Origin of the sequence: Promicromonospora sp. NPDC023805 (assembly GCF_040639635.1) — a bacterium.
Taxonomy (GTDB): domain Bacteria; phylum Actinomycetota; class Actinomycetes; order Actinomycetales; family Cellulomonadaceae; genus Promicromonospora.
Window position 1 is genome coordinate 72,129 of record NZ_JBFAAH010000009.1, and the last position, 20,964, is coordinate 93,092.

Annotated in this window: 9 protein-coding genes; 5 read left to right on the plus strand and 4 right to left on the minus strand. The window is 69.2% G+C overall.

Annotated elements, in window-relative coordinates; all coding sequences use genetic code 11:
• Positions 1-68 precede the first annotated feature (68 nt).
• Both AB0F70_RS11390 and AB0F70_RS11395 read right to left on the minus strand, forming a co-directional pair.
• Positions 69-455, minus strand: a complete 387-nt coding sequence (locus AB0F70_RS11390; RefSeq protein WP_357447795.1) for a type II toxin-antitoxin system VapC family toxin — start codon at positions 453-455, stop codon at positions 69-71.
• Entirely contained in the window at positions 452-739 is a 288-nt protein-coding gene (locus AB0F70_RS11395) for a type II toxin-antitoxin system Phd/YefM family antitoxin (RefSeq protein ID WP_357447798.1), read from the minus strand. Before AB0F70_RS11395 ends, AB0F70_RS11390 begins: the two co-directional genes overlap by 4 nt.
• Before the next feature lie 107 nt (positions 740-846).
• Here AB0F70_RS11395 and AB0F70_RS11400 point away from each other — a divergent pair, with 107 nt between their 5' ends.
• The 3 genes from AB0F70_RS11400 (at position 847) to AB0F70_RS11410 (ending at position 15,028) form a co-directional block, all read left to right on the plus strand.
• Positions 847-4,419 (plus strand): error-prone DNA polymerase, encoded by a 3,573-nt coding sequence (locus AB0F70_RS11400; RefSeq protein ID WP_357447801.1) that lies wholly within the window; start codon positions 847-849, stop codon positions 4,417-4,419.
• 841 nt (positions 4,420-5,260) lie between these two features.
• Positions 5,261-8,359: a hypothetical protein gene (locus tag AB0F70_RS11405; RefSeq protein WP_357447804.1), complete on the plus strand. Its 3,099-nt coding sequence runs from the start codon at positions 5,261-5,263 to the stop codon at positions 8,357-8,359.
• A gap of 93 nt (positions 8,360-8,452) precedes the next feature.
• A complete protein-coding gene (locus AB0F70_RS11410) occupies positions 8,453-15,028 on the plus strand; it encodes an RHS repeat-associated core domain-containing protein (protein WP_357447807.1) in 6,576 nt (2,191 codons plus the stop codon).
• Positions 15,029-15,923: 895 nt separating this feature from the next.
• Here the strand turns inward: AB0F70_RS11410 and AB0F70_RS11415 are convergent.
• Positions 15,924-16,226: an ATP-binding cassette domain-containing protein gene (locus AB0F70_RS11415; RefSeq protein ID WP_357447810.1), complete on the minus strand. Its 303-nt coding sequence runs from the start codon at positions 16,224-16,226 to the stop codon at positions 15,924-15,926.
• Positions 16,223-16,345, minus strand: coding sequence for a hypothetical protein (locus AB0F70_RS11420; protein WP_357447813.1), 123 nt, complete (start codon positions 16,343-16,345; stop codon positions 16,223-16,225). Before AB0F70_RS11420 ends, AB0F70_RS11415 begins: the two co-directional genes overlap by 4 nt.
• A 167-nt stretch (positions 16,346-16,512) precedes the next feature.
• Between AB0F70_RS11420 and treY the strand changes: the two genes are divergently transcribed.
• Together treY and treZ are read left to right on the plus strand one after the other, a co-directional pair.
• On the plus strand, positions 16,513-19,077 hold the full coding sequence (treY, locus tag AB0F70_RS11425; RefSeq protein ID WP_357447816.1) for a malto-oligosyltrehalose synthase: 2,565 nt from the start codon (positions 16,513-16,515) through the stop codon (positions 19,075-19,077).
• Entirely contained in the window at positions 19,074-20,897 is a 1,824-nt protein-coding gene (gene treZ / locus AB0F70_RS11430) for a malto-oligosyltrehalose trehalohydrolase (RefSeq protein ID WP_357447819.1), read from the plus strand. The genes treY and treZ overlap by 4 nt, the downstream gene beginning before the upstream one ends.
• Positions 20,898-20,964: the final 67 nt, after the last annotated feature.

The following is a 20,964-nucleotide window of genomic DNA, read 5'->3' on the forward strand; positions in this document are numbered from 1 at the left end:
TGAGCCTGCGGTTCCGCTTCGGGCGGGTGCCTCGTTCCTCGGCCCCCACCCTGCACTGCACCTCCGGCTCAGACGAGCTGGATCTTCCCGGGGTACTTGGCGACGGACTCGTCGTGCGTGAGCAGGGTGAGATCGATGGAGGCGGCCTGGGCGACGAGAATGCGGTCGAACGGGTCCCGGTGGATGTCGGGGAGGGCGCTGACGGCGCATCCGTGCGCGCCGTCGACCGCCACCTCGATGAACCCGAGATGCAGCGCGCCCATGCGGGCTTCCAGAGGATCGACGGTGAAGTCAGGGCGGCCCAACCCCGACTTGATGGCGATCTCCCAGATGTTCGCGGCGCTGAACCAGATCTCCGGCTCCGGATCCGAGAGGACGTCCCGCATCTTCGGGGAGAGCTTCTCTGGTGCGTAGAGCGTCCAGAGGAGGACGTGCGTGTCCAGGAGATACCTCATGGCTGGGCCTGGTCCGTTCCCTCGAACATCGCGATGGTCTCGTCCTGCCCCCAGGTGTCGAAGTCGTCAGGGATGACGGCGCGACCACGCAGGAGACCCAGTGGGCGCCGAGGAGTGGCAGGGGGACGAGCGGCGACCAGCCGCGCGACGGGCTTGCCCGCGCGAGCGATCAGGAACTCCTCACCGGCCTCGACCCGTGCGAGGAGCTGGGACAGGTGGGTCTTGGCCTCGTGCACGTTCACGGATGCCGGCGTGACGCTGACTGGTGGTGTGGTGATCGGCATGAGGTCCCCCCGTGGAATCGGCTGCGCCCCCTCTCGGACGCACTGGACTAACCTGGTTAGTCCAGTATGGACCCGGCGGCCGGAGAAGACAACGGCGCGGTGGTCGCGTGACTGATGGGCCCGCGTACGCCGAGCTGCACGCCCACTCCGCGTTCAGCTTCCTGGACGGCGCCTCCCACCCCGAGGAGCTCGCGGCCGAGGGCGCGCGGCTCGGGCTGACGTCGCTCGCGATCACCGACCACGACGGGCTGTACGGGGTGGTGCGGTTCTCGCAGGCGGCGAAGAAGGTCGGGCTGAAGACCTCGTTCGGGGCGGAGCTGCACCTCCCGGTCCCGGCGGGCGCGAACGGTGCGCCGGTGCTCGACCCGCCCACCGGGACCCCCGACCCGCGCGCCACGCATCTGCTCGTGCTGGCGCGCGGCGATCAGGGTTACCGCAACCTGTCGAGCGCGATCGGCACCGCGCACCTGGACGCAGGCGTCAAGGGCGCCGCCACCTACACGCTGGAGGCTTTGGGCGAGGCATCAAAGAGCGAGTGGCTGGTCCTCACGGGCTGCCGCAAGGGCGCCGTCCGCCAGGCCCTCCAGCCCTCGTTGAGTGCTGGATATTTGTCCTCTCGAAACGTTCCGACAGGACAAATATCCAGCACTCAACGGTTTGGGGGGAACCGGGGGGATCGGCTTGACCTCGCGCGATACGAGCTTGGGCGGCTTGTTGGGGTTTTTGGGCGGGAGAATGTGGCCGTCGAGATCACCGCTACCGGCGATCCGCGCGACGCCGACCTGCACGACGCGCTCGCCCTGCTGGCCGAAGAGGCGCGCCTGCCGCTGGTCGCCACCACCGCCGCGCACTACGCGCGTCCCCGGGACGCCGACCTCGCCGGGGCGCTCGCCGCCGTCCGGGCCCGCTCCTCCCTGGACGACCTGGACGGCTGGCTGCCCGGCGCACCCACCGCCCACCTGCGCAGCGGTGTGGAGATGGCGCGCCTGCACCACCGGCACCCGCAGGCCGTGCCGACGGCGGCCGCGCTGGGCGAGGAGTGCGCGTTCGACCTGGACCTCATCGCGCCCAACCTGCCGCCCTACCCCGTCCCCGAGGGGCACGACGAGAAGTCCTGGCTGCACGAGCTCACCTACCGCGGCGCGACAAGGCGCTACGGCTCCCGGGAGAGCAACAGGAAGGCCTGGAAGCAGATCGACCATGAGCTCAAGGTGATCACCGACCTGAAGTTTCCCGGGTACTTCCTCGTGGTCTACGACCTGGTGGAGTTCTGCCGGCGCAACGGGATCCTCGCGCAGGGACGGGGCAGCGCCGCGAACTCGGCGGTCTGCTTCGCACTGGGGATCACGGCCGTGGACGCGGTGCGGCACGGGCTGCTGTTCGAGCGGTTCCTCGCGCCGGAGCGGGACGGCCCGCCGGACATCGACATCGACATCGAGTCGGTACGCCGCGAGGAGGTGATCCAGTACGTCTACGAGAAGTTCGGGCGCACGCACGCGGCACAGGTCGCGAACGTCATCTCCTACCGGCCGCGCTCCGCCGTACGGGACGCCGCCCGCGCGCTCGGCTACGACATCGGGCAGCAGGACGCCTGGTCCAAGTCGATCGAGCGCTGGGGGTCGCTCAAACCCAAGGCGACCCCGGCGACGTCGGGCACGACGCCGAACAAGACCGCCGCCAAGGACGCCCAGGTGGCGGCGCTGTGGGGCCCGCGGGAACCGCGGCCGCACGTCGGCCACACGGGACCCGGTGCGAGCCCCGGGATCTTCGTCGACGTGCTCGCCGAGGAATCACGCGCCCCGGGCGAGCCTCGGCCGGCCCGCGCCGACGACTCCCACGACGTCGTGCCGTTCCGTACGCCGCCGTCGGCCGCGGAGGAGGGCGAGGTGCCCGACGACGTGCTCGACCTCGCCGACCGGATGCTCCGCCTGCCCCGCCACCTGGGTATCCACTCCGGCGGCATGGTCATGTGCGACCGCCCGGTGATCGAGGTGGTCCCGGTGGAATGGGCCCGCATGGAGGGTCGCACGGTGCTGCAGTGGGACAAGGAGGACTGCGCGGACGCCGGGCTGGTGAAGTTCGACCTGCTGGGCCTGGGCATGCTGACCGCCATCCGGTACGCCTTCGAGTTCATCGACGAGCACACCGGGGAGCGCCTCGAGCTGCACAGCCTGCCGCAGGACCCGCTCGTGTACGACCTGCTGTGTGCCGCCGACACCGTTGGCGTGTTCCAGGTGGAGTCGCGCGCCCAGATGGCGACGCTGCCGCGCCTGCGGCCGCGGAAGTTCTACGACATCGTCGTCGAGGTGGCGCTCATCCGGCCCGGCCCCATCCAGGGCGGGTCGGTGCACCCGTACATCGAGCGGGCGCAAGGCCGGGAGGACGTGAAGTATCTGCACCCGTTGCTCGAGAAGTCCCTGAGCCGCACCAAGGGCGTGCCCCTGTTCCAGGAGCAGCTCATGCAGATGGCGATCGACGTCGCCGGGTTCTCGCCCAAGGAGTCCGACGAGCTGCGGCGCGCCATGGGTTCCAAACGGTCCCAGGAGCGCATGGAGGCGCTGCGCGAACGGCTCTACGCGGGGATGACCGAGAACAAGATCCCGCCCAAGGTGCAGGAGGAGATCTTCGAGAAGCTCAGAGCCTTCGCCGACTTCGGCTTCCCCGAGTCGCACGCCTACTCCTTCGCGCACCTCGTGTACGTGAGCTCGTGGCTCAAGGTGCACCATCCGGCCGCGTTCTACGCGGGACTGCTCGCGGCCCAGCCCATGGGGTTCTACTCACCGCAGTCCCTGGCGGCCGACGCACGCCGGCACGGGGTGCGCGTGCTGCGGCCGTCGGTGACGCAGTCGCGGGTGCTGGCCGGCGTGGAGCGGGTGCTCGACGGCGACGCCGAGGCCGGGCCGCCGGCGGACTCGGTCTCGTCCGTGGCGGGGCTTGTCCGGGCAGACCCGGCGCTCGCGGTCCGCATGGGCCTGGAGTCCGTACGCGGCATCGGCAAGGACAAGGCGGAGGAGATCGTGGCGGCGCGGGTCGCGACAGGCTCGACCACCGAGGGCTCGACCACCGGTTTCCGGGACCTGCGGGACCTCGTCCGACGCGTCGAGCTGTCGACACCGCAGCTCGAGGCGCTCGCCACGGCCGGCGCCCTGGAACCGCTCGGCATCGACCGGCGGGAAGGCCTGTGGGCAGCGGGAGCGCTCGGCCAGGAAGGGCCGACGACGCTGCCCGGCGTCAGCGTCGGCGTCGACGCCCCGATGCTGCCCGGGATGAGCGAGATCGAGCTGTCCCAGGCCGATGCGTGGGCCACCGGCGTCACACCCGACTCCTACCCGACGCAGCACGTGCGCCCCGGGCTGGAGGCGGCGGGGGTGCTCACCGTGGCGCAGGCGATAGCCACCGAGCAGGGCCGCCGGATCGCCGTCGGCGGGGTGGTGACGCACCGGCAGCGGCCGGGTACGGCCGGGGGAGTGACCTTCCTGTCCCTGGAGGACGAGACGGGGCTGCTCAACGTGATCTGCAGCGTCGGGCTGTGGCAGCGGTTCCGGAAGGTCGCGCGGTCGGCGCGGGCCATGGTGGTGCGGGGCCGCATCGAGTCGGCCGACGGCGCCGTGAACCTCGTGGCGGAGCATCTGGTGACGCTCACGCTGAATGTCCCGGCGCGGTCGCGGGACTTCCAGTAGGCATGGCGTGACGACGGCGTGAGCCGCTCGTGAGCGGGGCAGTGCGGCGATCCAGGATCCGCAACGCCGCACCTGGTAGCTGGTGCTGCGGCGAGCGTCCGGTCGGGCCGAGTGGCGGCGGTTGCGTGGGCATGCCGACGCAGGTCGAGCGCCGAGGCTCGGGTCCCCAACGAGAGGCGTCAGCGCGGTGAGAATCGGTACCCGCGTGCCACGGAGGTACGTGGTGGCCAGCTTCTTTGTAACGATGTAATCACGTTTGTTTACTTGACAGCGATGTGCGCGCCTGCATGTCACCGGACACCCTGAACTCAGTCATCTACGAGGCTTGGTTTGGTCTGCTCAGGTTGCCTAATTCCCAAGCTGGGCCCGGTCTTGTGGGCCGTTTCGGGTGATTTTTCGAGTGAAATTTCGGGTGAAAACGCCAAGATCCTGCGGCAGGTGGGTCGTATCGGTGCCCGATGTGCGGCTAATGTGCGCGGCGGCAGGGGTTCTGGGGCCGTTCCTGGGGCTGGACTTGATCGTTGAGCGGGGAGCGGTGATGGCTCAGGTGCCCATGGGGAGTCGGCCTTCGGTGCGGGACGCGTTGGCGCGTGTTGTATACCGAACACGCCGTGTTGTTTCGGCCAGGCCCGCCCGCCCGCGGGGTGCGGCAATCTCGGTGGTGATGGTGCTGCTGGCTACTGCCGTGTTGGGCGAAGGCTCGGCAGCCGCCGCCGAGCAGCGAGATGTTCTGAGCCTGGATGCTCCACCGGCGGTGACGGATGTTGCGACGAACTGCGACGTGCAAGAGGCTGCGGACGTGCAGGCCGCCGGTGCGTTGGCGGACGCTTGCGGAACCTCGGTGACAGTGACCGACTCGCTGACGCCGTGGAGCACGGGCATCGTCGACGGCGAGTCCGGGGCCGTGATCGTCTCCTCCAGCATGTCGGCGGTTCGGCAGGACTCTGACGGTGATGGCACGTGGGCGCCGGTGGACGTCGAGGTCGGAGCGTCGCCCATGGGCGACGCCGGCGACCAGGAGGCGTCCGGGATGTTGCCGGTCACTGGTGGTGTCGAGCCGATCTGGCTCAACCCGGGTGGTGAGGCCGGCGACGGGCTGCCGCTGGCGATGATCGGGCCCGAGGGCTCACGGGTGGGGATGTTCTCGCAATCGTTGCCGCTGGTCGAGGCCGCCGCGGCTGTGGTCCTTGAGGGGCGTGTCGAGTACGACTTCGGTGGCGGGGTCACGCTGGTTGTGTCGGTCAATGACGACGGCACGCACGTGACGCCGGTGGTTCGCCTGGCGGACCCGCAGGCGCTGGCTCACCTGACCGATGTGGTGCTCGCGGGCTCGCCTGCGGCCGGCGTCGCGTCTACGGCTGCGGCATCCTCGACTGGTACAGCAGAGTCCGCCGCAGCTGAGACAGCGGGTAGTGACTCGGGAGAGCTGGTTCTAGCTTTCCCGCTGGAGGTCTCCGACGGCCTGAGCGTCGTGCAGCGTGAGGTCGGGTTCGAGATCGTCGACGCGACCGGGGACGTGCGGTTCGAGTCCGGCGCCGCCGTCCAGTGGGACAGCGCGGGCGCGGACCAGTCTCAGGGCGTCGACCAGGCGCTGGGCCAGGCAGAGACCCGCGCGCGAGCAATGGACGCCGAAACGGCGGCATCTGACGCCGATGACGGGACGACCGCAGCCAGTGACGGACCTGTGGACCGGGAGTCGGAGCCGCTGCCGGGGGACACCGTGACGCAGATGGACGTCCGGGTGACTGCTGAGGGCTCCAGGGACGTCGTCGAGGTGGTTCCCGATGTGGGAATGCTGACCGATCCCGCCACATCATGGCCGGTTCGGCTCGACCCACGCATCGGTGCCGACCGCCCGTTCCGGTACGGGATGGTGCAGAACTATTCGGGTTGGAAGAACACACCGCACGTCAACTTCGAGGGCTCCGAGGGAATGGGGTACTGCGACCCCAACCTCGATGCTCGGTGTGCGGGCGTCGTCAATGTGCAGCGCCTCTACTTCCAGTTCCAGAACCTGAACAACGGGTCGGGAAACTGGTTGGGACAGCTGGATGCCTCTGACGTGATCGGTGCGGGGTTCCGCCCGGTGGGCGACCACCAGGTCGACTGCTCGAACCGGCAGGTGAACGCGCACATGACGGACACGATCGACGCGGGTCTGGTATGGGACTCGCAGCCCGCGGTGTGGTCCCTGCAGGACTACCGGTCCGTGACGCATCGGTCCGGGTGTACCGATCAGGTGGGGCGGATTCGTTTTGACGTCCTGTCGGCGGCCCGAGCGGCCGCTACGGCCGGGAACTCGTGGCTGACGTTCCGGGTCTCCGCCTCGAACGAGTCCTCGATGCTGTGGTGGAAGAGGTACCAGGGCTCCACAGCAACCTTGGAGATCGCGTACGACCGTGCGCCGAACCCGCCTGCGGCTTCGACGATGAAGCTGCGTCATGACCCCGGGGGCGCGACGGCGGTGGTGGCGTGCGAGACGGAGTGGGCGGACCGGCCACTGATCCGGTCGAACAAGCCGACCTTGTCCGCACGGGCCTCGGACCCGGACGGTACGAACGTTGAGATCGCCTTCCGGGTGCTGGGCGACGGCGGGCAGACGTTGTGGACCTCGGGATGGAAGGGACCGGTCGGGCCGTCGACGGATGCCACCGCGATGCCTACTGGTCTGGCCAGGTCTGGCGAGTACCGGTGGCAGGCCGCGGTGCGGTCCGGCGGCCGGTACACGGGATGGGACGAGTCGCCGGCCTGCCGGTTCGGGGTGGACGCGATCGATCCCGCCGCCCCAAAGATCACGATCGGGAACTTCCCCGAGGGGCAGGTATCCGGCGGGTTCGGTGACCTGGCCTGGATCAAGATCTCGCCGAACGGGTCGAACGACGTGGTCCGTTTCTACTGGGACTTCAACACCTCTGAACCGGACAACCAGTCGGATGTCGCGCCGGGGGAGTCGAAGTCGTTCTCCGTGCTGGTGCCGCGCACGGGATACAACTACCTGGCGGCTCAGGCTCAGGATGCCTCGGGGCGGCGCAGCGCGGTGACGATATATGAGTTCTTCGTGGGGAACCCGCATACGACGTCGTGGTGGCAGTTCAACGACACAGCCTGGGCGACGACGCGTCCGACGGCTGCCGGGAACAGCACCCCGGGGGCGGCGCCCGTGACGGGGCCTTTGACACCGTCGAGCGGGGTGACTTGGGCCTGGGGATGGCAGGGAGCCGGCGGGGTCTTTCCCCGCAACGAGCCGGGCGGCGTTCCTGACGGGGGGTTGGTGTTCAACAGTCCGACGGATGTCGCTCGGACCGTCCATCCGGCGATGGCCACCGACAAGTCGTTCTCGTTCTCTGCATTCATGCGCGCGGGTGACCGCGATCCGGATGCCGCAGTGGTGGAGCTGGGTGGGTCAGCCGCGGGCGTCAGCCAGGAGGGCCGCCAGGTCACTGGCCCGCACCTGGGATTCTCGAAGTCACCGTTGTGCCCGGTCGACGACGAGGACATCGCGCCGGAGGAACGCAGGTGTTGGGCGTTCTGGATGACCACGGACGAGGGCACCACCAACAACGTGATCGCCCGGACACCATTGCCGGTCGTGGCGGGTCAGTGGGTGAACGTGGTCGGCGTGCACGACGCGCGCACTGGGACGTTGCACGCCTACGCGTGCGTGGCCGGGGACCCGCGGGTGGTGCGGTCCGGGAAGCGTGGGACGAGCCCTGCCGACTGGGTGGATACGGCCTACGACGCGTCGTGGAACGCGGGCTCTGCCCTGCGGCTGGGGTCCGGGATGAATGAGCTGGGAGATTCGACCTGGGCCTTCCACGGCTCCGTGGACGAGGTGCGGGTGTATGCCGACCAGAAGCTCGGGTTGGGCGAGGACCGCGATGTCCCGACCGAGATCTCGAAGATGTGCCGCGGAGGGGCCCTGGAGGGTCCGACGCCCTGATCGTTCGCAGGACGAGCACGAGCAGCACAGGGACGGTCTCGATGACCGGCACCAGCACGAACAGCCAGCCAGATGACGAGGACGGGCAGGGCGATGAGGACCAGCAGCAGGCGAGGCACGGCCAGCAGGTGGATGCGGGTCGTGGCGATGGCCGCGGTTACGGCGTTGGTGTCCACGACGGCGGCGGGTCCCGCCTGGGCGGACGATGACGGCCTCACCCTTGAGGAGCGTCTGGAGTGGTCGACCGAAGAACGGACCGCGCACGGTGAGAAGCTGCGCGCCGGTGGCGAGGGCGCCACCGAGCCCGCGATCCCTGCCATGGACGTGACAGCGGACGAGCCGGAGCCGCTGCCTGGTGCGGGCGAAGAGCCCACCGACGCCGAGGCCGCGATGCTTGCGGCGCAGGCCGACGCTGCCCGGGCGGCGGCACAGGGTCCGGTCGAGATGACGGTCTCCGACCCGTCCGTGCGCGTCGCGACCCAGCCCGATGCTGTGGCGGACGATGTCGGCGCCGTGGCCGGGCTGTTCAGCCTGACCAGCATCCCCGAGGCGGGCAGTGAGGAGACGGCAGGCGCCAAGGAGCCCGCCAGTGACGGGAAGACGTCGGGGACGCAGCCGTCCAAGGGCGCTTCAGAAGCAGGTGACAAGGTGCGGGTGTCGGTGGACGTGACGCACCTGGCCGGCGGTGACCTTGCCACCCGACTGGTCCCGGTCCGGCTGCCGGCATGTGCTCTCACCAGCCCGCAAGAGCCCGCTTGTCAGGCCGGTACACCGCTCGAGGACGTCGACCTGGTCACCAAGGATGGTCGGACAATGCTGTCCGCCGCGGCCGACGCACCCGAACCTGCCGCGCCGACCGGCTCGACCGCAACACCCCAGGCCAGCGCCCGCGTGGCGGAGCGCACTGCCGAGAGTGACACGTCGGTGGTAGCACTGATGGCGGACGAGCAGGGCCCGAACGGAGACTGGGGCGCGACGAAGCTGGCTGCTGCCTCGGCCTGGGACGTGTCCGCGCAGACGGGCGCCTTCTCGTGGTCCTACCCGATGCGGACCCCGCCGGTACCCGGCGGGCTTGCGCCGGACCTGGGGTTGTCCTACTCGTCCTCGTCGCTGGATGGGAAGGTCGCCTCCGGCAATGCGCAGGCCTCGATCGTGGGTGACGGCTGGGAGGCGGACCTTTCCGGATTCGTGGAGCGCAAGTACGTGCCCTGTATCGAGGACCAGGACGCCCGCGGCGACAAGGTCGCGAACAACGCGTCCCGTGACACGGGCGACCTGTGCTGGCGGACGAACAACCTGACGTTGTCCTTCAACGGGTCGGCGACCGAGCTCGTGCGCGACGGTGACACGAACACGTGGCGGGCCAAGAGCGACGACAACATCAGGGTCGTCCGGCACACCGGCGGTTGGGGTGGTGCGATCAACGACACCGAGTACTTCATCGTGACCACCAAGGACGGGACCAGGTACTACTTCGGACGCGGCAAGACCGAATCGACCGGTGCCGACCTGGGCTCGGTCCAGCACGTGCCGGTATTCGGCAACCACCCCGGGGAACCGTGCAACGCGACCACGTACGCGGCCTCGCGGTGCGCCATGGGGTACCGGTGGAACCTGGACCATGTGATCGACCCGCGGGGCAACTCGATCACCTACACGTACGACAAGGACGCGAACCGGTACGGGTACAACAACAACGCCGGGACGACGGCCTACGTGTCCGGGTCGCGATTAATGAACATCGAGTACGGCACCCGGAGCGGCGCGACCGGTGATGCTCCGGCGCGGGTGGAGCTCACCTACGCGCAGCGGTGCATCCCGTCGTCGACGTTCGCCTGCGACGTGGCCGATCGGACGGTCGAGAACGGCACGCATTGGCCCGACCTGCCCTTGGACCAGTTCTGCACGTCCACGTCGTCGTGCCCGTCGGTGCAGTCACCGGTGTTCTATGACATCCATCGCCTGACGAAGGTGGCGACATTCGTGCGTGCGTCGACCGGGTTCGTGCCGGTGGACTCATGGGCGCTGACCCAGGAACTGCCTGCGGTCGGCGCGACGATGCGCACGGTCTGGTTGCAAAAGATCGTGCATACCGGCCACGGTGCGAACACCAACGACAACGACGACGACGCGATGCCGGCCGTGGACTTCGTCGGTACGGACCTCGTCAACCGGGCCTCCAGCGGCGACGACGAGAACTCCATGACGCGGCTTCGGATCATCGCCATCCGGACCGAGACCGGTGGCCGGATCGCGGTGGCGTACTCTGCGGCAGAGTGCGGCCCCTCAAGTCTGCCCGTCAATGCGTGGTCGAACACGAAGCGGTGCTTCCCGGTGTACTGGACCCGGTCCGGTGCCGAAGATCCCGCCATCGACTGGTTCCACCACTATCGCGTGGAGAAGATCACCGAGTCGGCCGGTACTGCGATCGGCGGCACACCGGTGATGACTGACTATGTCTACACCGGCGGCCCGGCATGGCACTACGACGACAATGAGCTGGTCGACCCGAAGAACCGCACCTGGGGTGAGCTGCGCGGCTACTCCCAGGTCGAGGTGATCGTCGGCGACCGCGGTAACACGGCCGCACCGCCGCTGCGTACGCTGTACGACTACTTCCGGGGCATGGACGGCGACTACAACAACGCGGCCCTCTCGACCCGTAAAGCGGTCAAGGTCGATATCTACGACGACTCCGACCAGTACGCGGGTATGGTCCGCCGGGAGACGACTCTGGACGGGTCGGCCGTCGTGAAGGCAGTGACCTCGGGGCCGTGGTCGCGGCGGACCGCGACCGACCCGGAGGGCGTGGATGCGTCCTCCTACTTCCTGCGCGTGGCAGCCCAGGAGACAGTCGTGACCGCCCCGGCCGCCGCCGGCGGCGTACGGACCTCGCGAGTACAGACCGAGTACGACGCGGACTACGGGATGCCGACCACGGTGGCCGACCTGGGCAACACGGCAGTCACCGGCGACGAGCGCTGCACCACGACGACCTATGCGCGCAACCCGGGAGCGAACATCGTCGACCTGGTCTCCGGGGTGAAGGTCTATTCCGGAGCGTGCCTGGAGACAGGTGAACCTGCTGCAGGGAAAGTGATCTCGCACAATCAGACGTTCTACGACGAGGGCGCGTTCGGGTCGGCACCCACCCGGGGCCTGGTTACCAGGACCGAGGCGCTTGACTCGTACAACGGCGCAACCGCGGTGTATGTGCCAACCGCTCGAACGACGTACGAGGAGGCTGGGACAGGGTACGCGCGCGCTCTGGCGGTCACTGACGCGAAGGACCGGGTCACCCGGACGGCGTACACCGACACGCTAGGCCTCACGACGCGCACGGTGGCCACCTCACCGGACCCGGACGGTTCGGGGCCGCTGGACCGGCACGTCACCACAACTGAGCTCCAGCCTGCGTGGGGGGTGCCGACCAAGGTCACTGACCCCGACGGGAAGATCACCACTGGCGTCTACGACCGGCTGGGCAGGCTGCGGCACGTATGGAAGCCAGGCCGGACCAGCACTCAGACCCCAGACCTCTCCTACACCTATGCCGTCGCGGCCTCTGGCCTGAACACCGTCACCAGCCTCACTCTGAACCACGACGGGTCGGTGCAGCGCAAGAGCGTCGACGTGTACGACGGGCTGCTGCGGCACATCCAGAACCAGACGCCGTCCGCGGACGTCCGCAACCCGGGCCGGGTCATGACGGACACGATCTACGACTCGCGAGGGCTGGCTGTGATCACCAACGACGGGTGGCGCAACGCGTCCGCGCCGGCCGCGAGCCTGGCCGTGCCGACGTTCGCGGTTCCCGCTCGCACCTACAGCAGCTTTGATGGCGCCGGGCGCGTAGTGGAGTCCACGTTCCACGTCGGAGAGGACGGCGTCCCTGACGACCATGGCAACTACTCCCCGCAGTGGACCACGACGACCAGCTACGCGGGCGACCGGGTGCATGTGGACCCCCCGACCGGTGGAACGCCGACCACGGTGATCAGTGACGTGCGGGGCAACACCACCGCACTGTGGCAGTACACCGGTTCGGCCCCGACCGGGACACACCACGTGACGTCCTATCGGCACGACGCCGCTGACCGGCTTGTAGGTGTGAACGACCCGGCCGGCAACGAGTGGTCCTACACGTACGACTTGCGCGGCCGACAGACGAGCGCGACCGACCCGGACAAGGGCACGAGCTCCACCAACTACGACACGGTAGGGAATGTCGAGACCACGACCGACGGCCGTGGGCGGACCCTCGCCTACCAGTACGACGCACTGGGCCGCAAGACCTCCTTGCGCTCCGAGACGGCCACCGGAACCGAACGAGCGAAGTGGGTCTATGACACCCTCGCGGTCGGGCAGCTGACCTCCGCCACCCGGATCACCAGTGCCGGGAACTACGTCACTGCGGTGACCGGGTACACCAACCGGTACCAGCCGACCGGGCAGTCGCTGACCCTGCCGAACGACAGCGCGCTCGGAGCACTGGCAGGGGACACTTTCACCACCGGATTCACCTACACCGTCGACGGACGGGTGCGCACCACGTCTCTACCGGCGGTCGGGACAAACCTGCCTGCCGAGACGGTCGAGACGATGTTCGACGACGCCAACCAGCCCACAGCTATCTACGGCGACTACGCAACCCCGGTATACCGGGCTAACTACTCACCCTACGGTCCGCTGGAGCACCTGGATCAAGGAACGCCGTACACGTTCACGACGGACCTGCGCTACGAGTACGGCACCCGCAGGTTGGCGCAGCGGGTGGTGACCAACGAGCAGACCGACAACTCCTCGACCACAGTGCAGGATGCGGCCTACGCGTGGGACGACGCGGGCAACCTGTCCAGCGTGAAGGACACCCCGCAGACCGGCGGCACCGACCGCCAGTGCTACCGGTACGACTGGGGCAACCGGCTTACCCACGCGTGGACCCCGTCGTCGGGCGACTGCGCGGCCACGCCATCGGTGGCGGGGCTGGGTGGGGTAGACCCGTACTGGACGACCTGGACTCACGACAAGATCGGGAACCGGTTGACGGCCACCGGCCGTACGCCGGACGGGACAGCCTCCGCGACCTACGCCCACCCCGATGCGCGTGCTGTACGCCCGCACTCGACCACCGGAGTCTCGTCAACCGCGACCGGAACCGGCACCAGCGGCAACGCGTCGTTCACCTACGACGCGACGGGCAACACGACCGGGCGCAGCCTGACAACCACCACCAGCACAGGCACAACCAACCGGGTCGTCCAGGCGCTCACGTGGGACGTGGAGGGCGAGCTGGCCACCGTCAGCGCCGACACCAACGGTGACGGCGACACCGAAGACACCGGTGAGCCTACGGCCGGCGGACGCTACGTGTACTCCGCGGATGGCGACCGCCTGGTCCGAACCCAGGGCACCGGAACCGGCAAGACCACGACCGTGTACCTGCCCGGCGGGCAGGAAGCCACGATTACCGCATCGGGAGACGTGACTGGGACCCGCTACTTCGCGTTCAACGGTGTCACGGTCAGTTCGAGTAAGGGCGACGCGTTCTCCGACCTCACCACGATCATCCCTGACCAGCACGGCACACCAGGGCTGCAGACCAACGAGCTCACCACCGCTGTCACCCGGAACCGAACCGACCCCTACGGCGCACCCCGCGGCACCACCACCCCGGGCGACACCGGCACCACCCAAGCCGGACAGCCTGGAACCGGGCTGCCAGCCGGATGGGCAGGCGACCACGGGTACCTGGACAAACCCACGGACACAACCGGTCTGACTGCGATCGGCGCCCGCATGTACGACCCGATCCTCGGGGTGTTCGCATCCGTGGACCCGGTCATGGACCTGACGAACCCACAGCAGTGGAACGCGTACTCGTACTCCAATAACAATCCCACCACCTACTCCGACCCGACCGGGCTCTACCCCGGTTACGTACTGGACCCTGGTAGCGGCGGCGGTTGCGGCTGCGACAACGGCTACGAAGGTGGCTCCGATAGCGACCCGGACGATGGCGACCAGGGTGGTGGTGACAACGAAGAACCTCCCGTGCTGACGCTGCCGATCCTCTCCCCCGAAGAATGCCCCGGATGCTGGGGACTACCGGTACCCGGACTCAAGTATTCTGACGATCGACCACAGTGGCTGGCAAGCTTCGAGCAGAAGCACCCCAACATCGCTGCCTACTCAGGGATCTCTGACTACAGCGGCTGCTTCCTCCAAGGTCGCATCGGCGACAGCTGTGGATGGGTTCTTGCTGGCGTCCTACTTCTGCCCGTGGGCGGCGGGCTCGCTGGTGTCGGTATCAAAACCGGTGTGAAAGCGCTAGGGCGAGCGGGGGTAGCTGCGTCTTCAAGCACTGTTGCGATAGGGCGAAATATGCCTCAGAGAGTGATTCCCTATGCGGAGGCGAATAACTTTGGATATTATCGTGGAACGCCGAAATTGGTGCCTCGCGAGATGATCCGCCGGGTAACGTCGAAGGCGACGGTCGACAAGGTTGATCTCGGGTTTAACAAACGCTGGATCAAAAGCCAGATGCGCCAAGGTAACCGGATCATCGATATCGGAGAGCCGTCCGGATATCCCCAGAGTGCCTTCTATGAGATGGAGCTCCAACAGGTGCGTGGATATGGAAACTACTTCAAAGATGTCCAGCCATGATCCGGGTCCGACGTCTGCCGAAGCGGCGATTTCGGCGCCGACCGTATGAGGTGGAGTACCGCCCAGCCGAATCTGGCGAAGGATGGCACAAGGTCACGCCTTATCCGGTGTTCGACCTAGAGAAAATCGTCGGGACCGGAGACGCCTCGGCCATGGTCACGGCCGCCGACGCTGAATGGGACGGGTCGGACGGGCAATGGGTGACAATCTATGCTCCTGGAGAGGGGCCCTGAGCTGTGCCGTCGCGGTGGTTCGCCTGAAATATGTCCTGTGCCGGTCCGTCCTTGCTGGCTGTCCGGACGGCTGAAGTGCCTCTGAGTTGCTCAGGTCGGGGCCGTTCGGGGCCGTCGTGCCGCGGACTGCCAACCGTGGTGCGCCCGGCCCCGGCTTCGGCGTCCTGCTTGCGAATACGATTGAGCTCGACGACGTCTTGGAGAGCACGTCGAGTAGTTCAACCACTATCGCCCCTGGAAATCGCTATCGCCGAAGGGGAGGTACTCGTTTCGGCGGTCGTGCGGCTGAAATTCAACGAGGACGGGGTCCCCGAGTCATATTTCGGGATCCCGTTTGTCGGCAGGCGCGGCTCGGTGATTGCCGAGAGTGAGGAGGCGGGCCATCTCGGACGGGCGAGGGGACGGAGGGCCTGGCAGGACTGGAGTGCGCGCGACCGTGAGCGTCAGATCGTCGAGAAGTGTGTAGCGTCTCTGCTGACCTGGGAAGGCTGGGCAGTCGAGCAGCAGCGGGACTTCCTTCGACACCGCGTGGCGCCTATCTTGCTGACTGACGGGGATGTTCAAGGCCTGATCAATCAGGTCGAAGCAGCGTGAAGGTGAATTGACCGTGGATTGTGGCCGTTGAGCGCGCGCCTTCACCAGGAGTACGGCGCCACTGTTGATCATGACACCGTAGTCCTGAGTCGGTACGAGTCCTGGAACGCGCCGGTGGTGCGCCGCCGCCACGAGGCCGCGTTGAAGTCCGCGAGCGGGCGCCGGTCGAGCAGCACGTCGCCTTCGGTGGGCGCGTACATGCCGGTGAGCAGCTTGACGAGTGTGGTCTTGCCCGCGCCGTCGAGGCCGACGAGGGCGACGGTCTGCCCGGACTCCAGCGTCAGGTCGATGCCGCGCAGGACCGGTTCGGCGGCGCCGGGGTAGGTGAAGCTCGCACCGCGCAGCTCGATCCGGCCGACCGGACCGATCACACCGGGTCGGAGCCGGCGGCGACCCTCTCGCGCTGGGCGTAGTCCTTGAGCCACACGTAGCGCTCCGCGGCGGTGGCGGCCCGCGTGACCTGCTTGCTCGATTCGACGGCCCGGCGCACTGGAAAGCAGTTTCACCCAGGAGCGGACCCTACTCAAGGATTCACACCCGTTCAGGGAATTCCGCAGGTTCCGGCGTCCGACACGGAGCCTTCGTGCTCAATGCGAGGCGAGTGTCAGTCTCCCCGCCTACGGTGAAGCCCGAGAGACCACGAGCGACGGAGGCACAGTGCATTCCCATCTCCCCGGACCAGGCCGCCGCACCCCGGTCAGCACCTACCGCTTGCAGCTCGGCCCTGACCTGACGTTCGCCGAGGCCGAGAAAGCACTGCCCTACCTCGACACCCTGGGGATCACCGACCTCTACCTCTCGCCCGTCCTGCAGGCCGCGCCGGGTTCCACGCACGGGTACGACGTCGTCGACCACACCCGGATCAGCGACACGATCGGTGGCCGGGAAGGGCTCGAACGGCTCGCCGCCGCGGCGCACGCGCGCGGGATGGGCGTCGTCGTCGACGTCGTGCCGAACCACATGGCTGTGCCCACCCCCGCCTGGCACAACCGCGCCCTGTGGTCCGTGCTGAAGTACGGGCCCGAGTCTCCCTACGCGAAGTGGTTCGACGTCGACCTCGCCGAGGGCGAGGGGCTGCTCATGCCGGTGCTGGGCGCCCGGATCGGGACGGTGCTCGCCGCTGACGAGCTCGTACTCGACCACACCGTCGTACCGGGGGACGGCGGCGCCGGCACCGACGAGGAGCAGCCGGTCCTGCGCTACTTCGACCACCTGTTCCCCGTCCGGCCGGAGACCGAGCACCTGCCGCTCGCGGAGCTCGTGGGCCGCCAGCACTACCGGCTCGCGTACTGGCGCGTGGCCGACGAGGAGCTCAACTACCGCCGCTTCTTCGACGTCGGCACCCTCGCGGGCATCCGCGTGGAGGACCCGGGTGTCTTCGACGCCACGCACGCGCTGCTGCTCGAGCTCTTCGAGGTGGGCGTCATCGACGGCTTCCGGATCGACCACCCCGACGGGCTGGCCGATCCTCGGGGCTATCTGCGGCGGTTGAGCGAGGCGACCGGCGGGGCGTGGATAGCGGCCGAAAAGATCCTCGAGGAGGACGAGGAGCTACCCGACGACTGGCCCGTCGCCGGCACCACCGGCTACGACACGGCCTGGCGGCTGCACGCGCTGCAGGTCGACCCGGACGGCGCCGCCCCGCTCGCCGGCCTCCTGCACGAGGTGACGGGCGAGCACACCACCCTCGACGACCTCATCGAGGAGGCCAAACGGCAGATCGTCGAGACCTCGCTGTACGCCGAGACCCACCTCCTGACCACCATGCTCGCCGACATCTGCCGCGAGGACGTGCGGCTACGCGACCACACGTTCCGGTCGCTGCAGGACTGCGTCACCGAGCTCATCGTCGCGTTCGGCCGGTACCGCGCCTACGTCGTACCAGGTGAGGTGGCGCCGCCCGGGGCCGAGCGCGTGGTGCGCGAGGCAGCCGACGTCGCCCGGTCGCGGCTCGACCCGGACCGGCACGACACGCTGGACATCGTGGTCGACCTGGTGCTCGGGCGGGAGGTCGGCTCCGCGGGCCGCCAGAACGAGGAGCGGCGGGCCGAGCTCGTCGTCCGGTTCCCCCAGGTGTGCGGCGCCGTCATGGCCAAGGGCGTGGAGGACACCGCGTACTACCGCTGGACGCACCTGGTGAGCCTGTGCGAGGTGGGCGGGGCGCCGGACCGCTTCGGCGTCGGGCCGGACGAGCTCCACGCGCTCGCACGGCGCACGTCCGAGTCGTGGCCCGCGACGATGACCGCGGGCTCGACGCACGACACGAAGCGCGGCGAGGACGTGCGCTCGCGCATCGGGGCGATCGCCGCGCACGCCAACGCCTGGACGGCGCTCGTGCGGCGCCTGCGCGAGGCGACGGCGGACCTGCGCCCTGCTGACCTCGACGGCCGCACCGAGAACCTGCTGTGGCAGACGCTCGCGGGCACCTGGACCCCGGCGGGACCGATAGTGACCGACCGCCTCACCGCGTACCTGATCAAGGCAGCGCGTGAGCAGAAGGCGTGGACCACCTGGACCGCGCCCGACGAGGCCCGCGAGGAGGGCCTGGTCCGGTACGCGACAGACCTGCTCACCCACCCTGACGTCGTCGACGGCTTCACCGGCTGGGTCGATCGGGTGACGCCGACCGTCCGGCGCTCAGTGCTCGCGACCAAGCTGCTCCAGCTCACCGTGCCCGGCGTCGCCGACGTCTACCAGGGCACCGAGGTCACGGGGACCTCACTGGTCGACCCCGACAACCGGCGGCCCGTCGACCTGGAGGCGCTCGCGAGCACGCTCGCGGCGCTCGACACGGGCCGGACGCCGTCGGACCTCGCGGAGGAGAAGCTCGCGGTGACGGCGGCGGCGCTGCGCCTCCGTCGGGCGCACCCGGATGCGTTCGTCGGGGAGGACGCCGGTTACGAGCCGCTGCCGGTGACCACGGGCCGCGCGGTGGCGTTCGCACGGCGGGATGCTTCCGGGCCCCGGGTGGTTGTGGTCGCGACACGGCTCGGCGACGCGTCCGGCCAGGCGGAGGCGACGGTCGTGCTGCCCGAGGCGAACCCGGGCGAGGCATGGCGGTCGCTGCTCACGGGCTCGACGGCCGACGGCGGCGCCGTGCATCTCGGCGACCTCCTCGGCGCCTGGCCTGTTGCCCTGCTCGTGGCGGAGCCCGCTGGCACTGCTGGGTCGGCGGACGCGTCGACACCGGACCGCACGACGACGGACGGGGCGACCGCATGACCGCGCCCCTGCGCGTCTGGGCGCCGCGCGCGTCCCGCGTCGACCTCGTCCTTCCGGCGACCGGCACCGCCGAACCCATGTCTGCCGACGCCATGTCCGACGGCGGCGGCTGGTGGCGGGCCCCGCACCCGCTGCCACCCGGCACCGACTACGCGTACTCGCTCGACGGCGGCCCGCCGCGCCCCGACCCGCGCAGCCCCTGGCAGCCCGCCGGCGTGCACGGTCCGTCGCGCACGTTCGACGAAGCCGCGCACCAGTGGTCCGACGCCGCCTGGCCCGGCCGCGATGTCCTCGGCGCCGTCACCTACGAGCTTCACGTCGGCACGTTCACGCCAGAGGGCACGCTCGGCGCAGCCGTCGAACGCCTGGACCACCTGGTCGACCTGGGCGTCGACGTCGTCGAGCTCATGCCGGTGGCCGCGTTCGGCGGACACCACGGCTGGGGGTACGACGGCGTCGCCCTGTGGGCAGTGCACGAGCCGTACGGCGGCCCGGCCGCGCTGCAGCGCTTCGTGGACGCCGCACACGCGCGCGGCCTCGCCGTCTGCCTCGACGTCGTCGACAACCACCTGGGCCCCTCGGGCAACTACCTCGCCGAGTTCGGCCCCTACTTCACGGACCGGCACCAGACGCCCTGGGGCGCGGCCGTGAACCTCGACGGCGAAGGTGCCGCCGAGGTGCGGGCCTTCGTCATCAACAAGGCACTGCGCTGGTTCCGCGACTTCCACGTCGATGCACTGCGCCTCGACGCCGTCCACGCCCTGGTCGACGACTCGCCCCGACACTTGCTGGCCGAGCTGTCCGACGCAGTCGCGACGCTGGCCGAGGAGATCGGGCGGCCGCTCTCGCTGGTGGCCGAGTCCGACGCCAACGACCCCCGCACCGTCACGCCCACGTGCGAGGCGTTCGAGGGCCGCCCCGGATACGGCATGACCGCCCAGTGGGCCGACGACGTCCACCACGCCCTCCACGCCCTGCTGACCGGCGAGCGGCAGGGCTACTACGACGACTTCGGCGCGCCCGAGACGCTCGCCAAGGCCCTCACCGGGGCCTTCGTGCACGACGGCGGCTGGTCCACCTTCCGCGGCAAGCCCTGGGGCGTGCCAGTGCCGCAGGACCTGGACCGACGCCGCTTCGTCGTCTGCTCGCAGAACCACGACCAGGTGGGCAACCGGGCGCTCGGCGACCGGCCCTCCCGGGTACTGGCACCGGGGTCGCTCGCGGTGAGTGCGGCGGTCGTACTGCTCGGACCCTTCACGCCGATGCTGTTCATGGGGGAGGAGTGGGGTGCGACCACGCCGTTCCAGTACTTCTCGGACCACGAGGAGCCGGAGCTCGCGGAGGCCATATCGCGCGGGCGCGCGCGGGAGTTCGGCGGACACGGCTGGGCCGAGCTGTACGGAGCTGACGTCGTGGTGCCCGACCCGCAGGCGCGCGAGACGTTCGAGGCGTCCCGGCTCGACTGGGCGGAACCCAGTTCCGACGGCGGGCGCCGGATGCTCGACCTGTACCGGGCTCTGGTCCGGCTCCGGCACACCGAGCCGGCGATCGCGTCGGGGGACCGGCGGGTCACGACGGTGCGGCTCGAGGACGGTGCGGTCGTCCTGACGCGCGGTGCGGTCGAGGGCGGTGACCGCGTCGACGTGCTGCTCGTGCCGGAGGAGCGGCCGGTGTCGGTGGTGGTAGAGCACGACAGCGAGCCGCCGTCGGTTGCGTTGGACTCCGCGGTGTGGCTCGGGACCGACCCGGCGACGGTGGAGAGCCAACCCGGCGCGACGACCGTGACGGTGCGAGGACCGGGCGTCGTCGTGCTGCGGTGAGACGCGCGGTACCGGGGAAGCCGTCTGGGCCGCCGGGTGGCTATCGCCCGGACGGTACGACATGGGC

Bases quoted from the DNA above. Each gene is read 5' to 3' on its own strand.
- AB0F70_RS11390 (WP_357447795.1), bottom strand. From the start codon at position 455: ATGAGGTATCTCCTGGACACGCACGTCCTCCTCTGGACGCTCTACGCA.
- AB0F70_RS11395 (WP_357447798.1), bottom strand. From the start codon at position 739: ATGCCGATCACCACACCACCAGTCAGCGTCACGCCGGCATCCGTGAAC.
- AB0F70_RS11410 (WP_357447807.1), top strand. From the start codon at position 8,453: ATGAGGACCAGCAGCAGGCGAGGCACGGCCAGCAGGTGGATGCGGGTC.
- treZ (WP_357447819.1), top strand. From the start codon at position 19,074: ATGACCGCGCCCCTGCGCGTCTGGGCGCCGCGCGCGTCCCGCGTCGAC.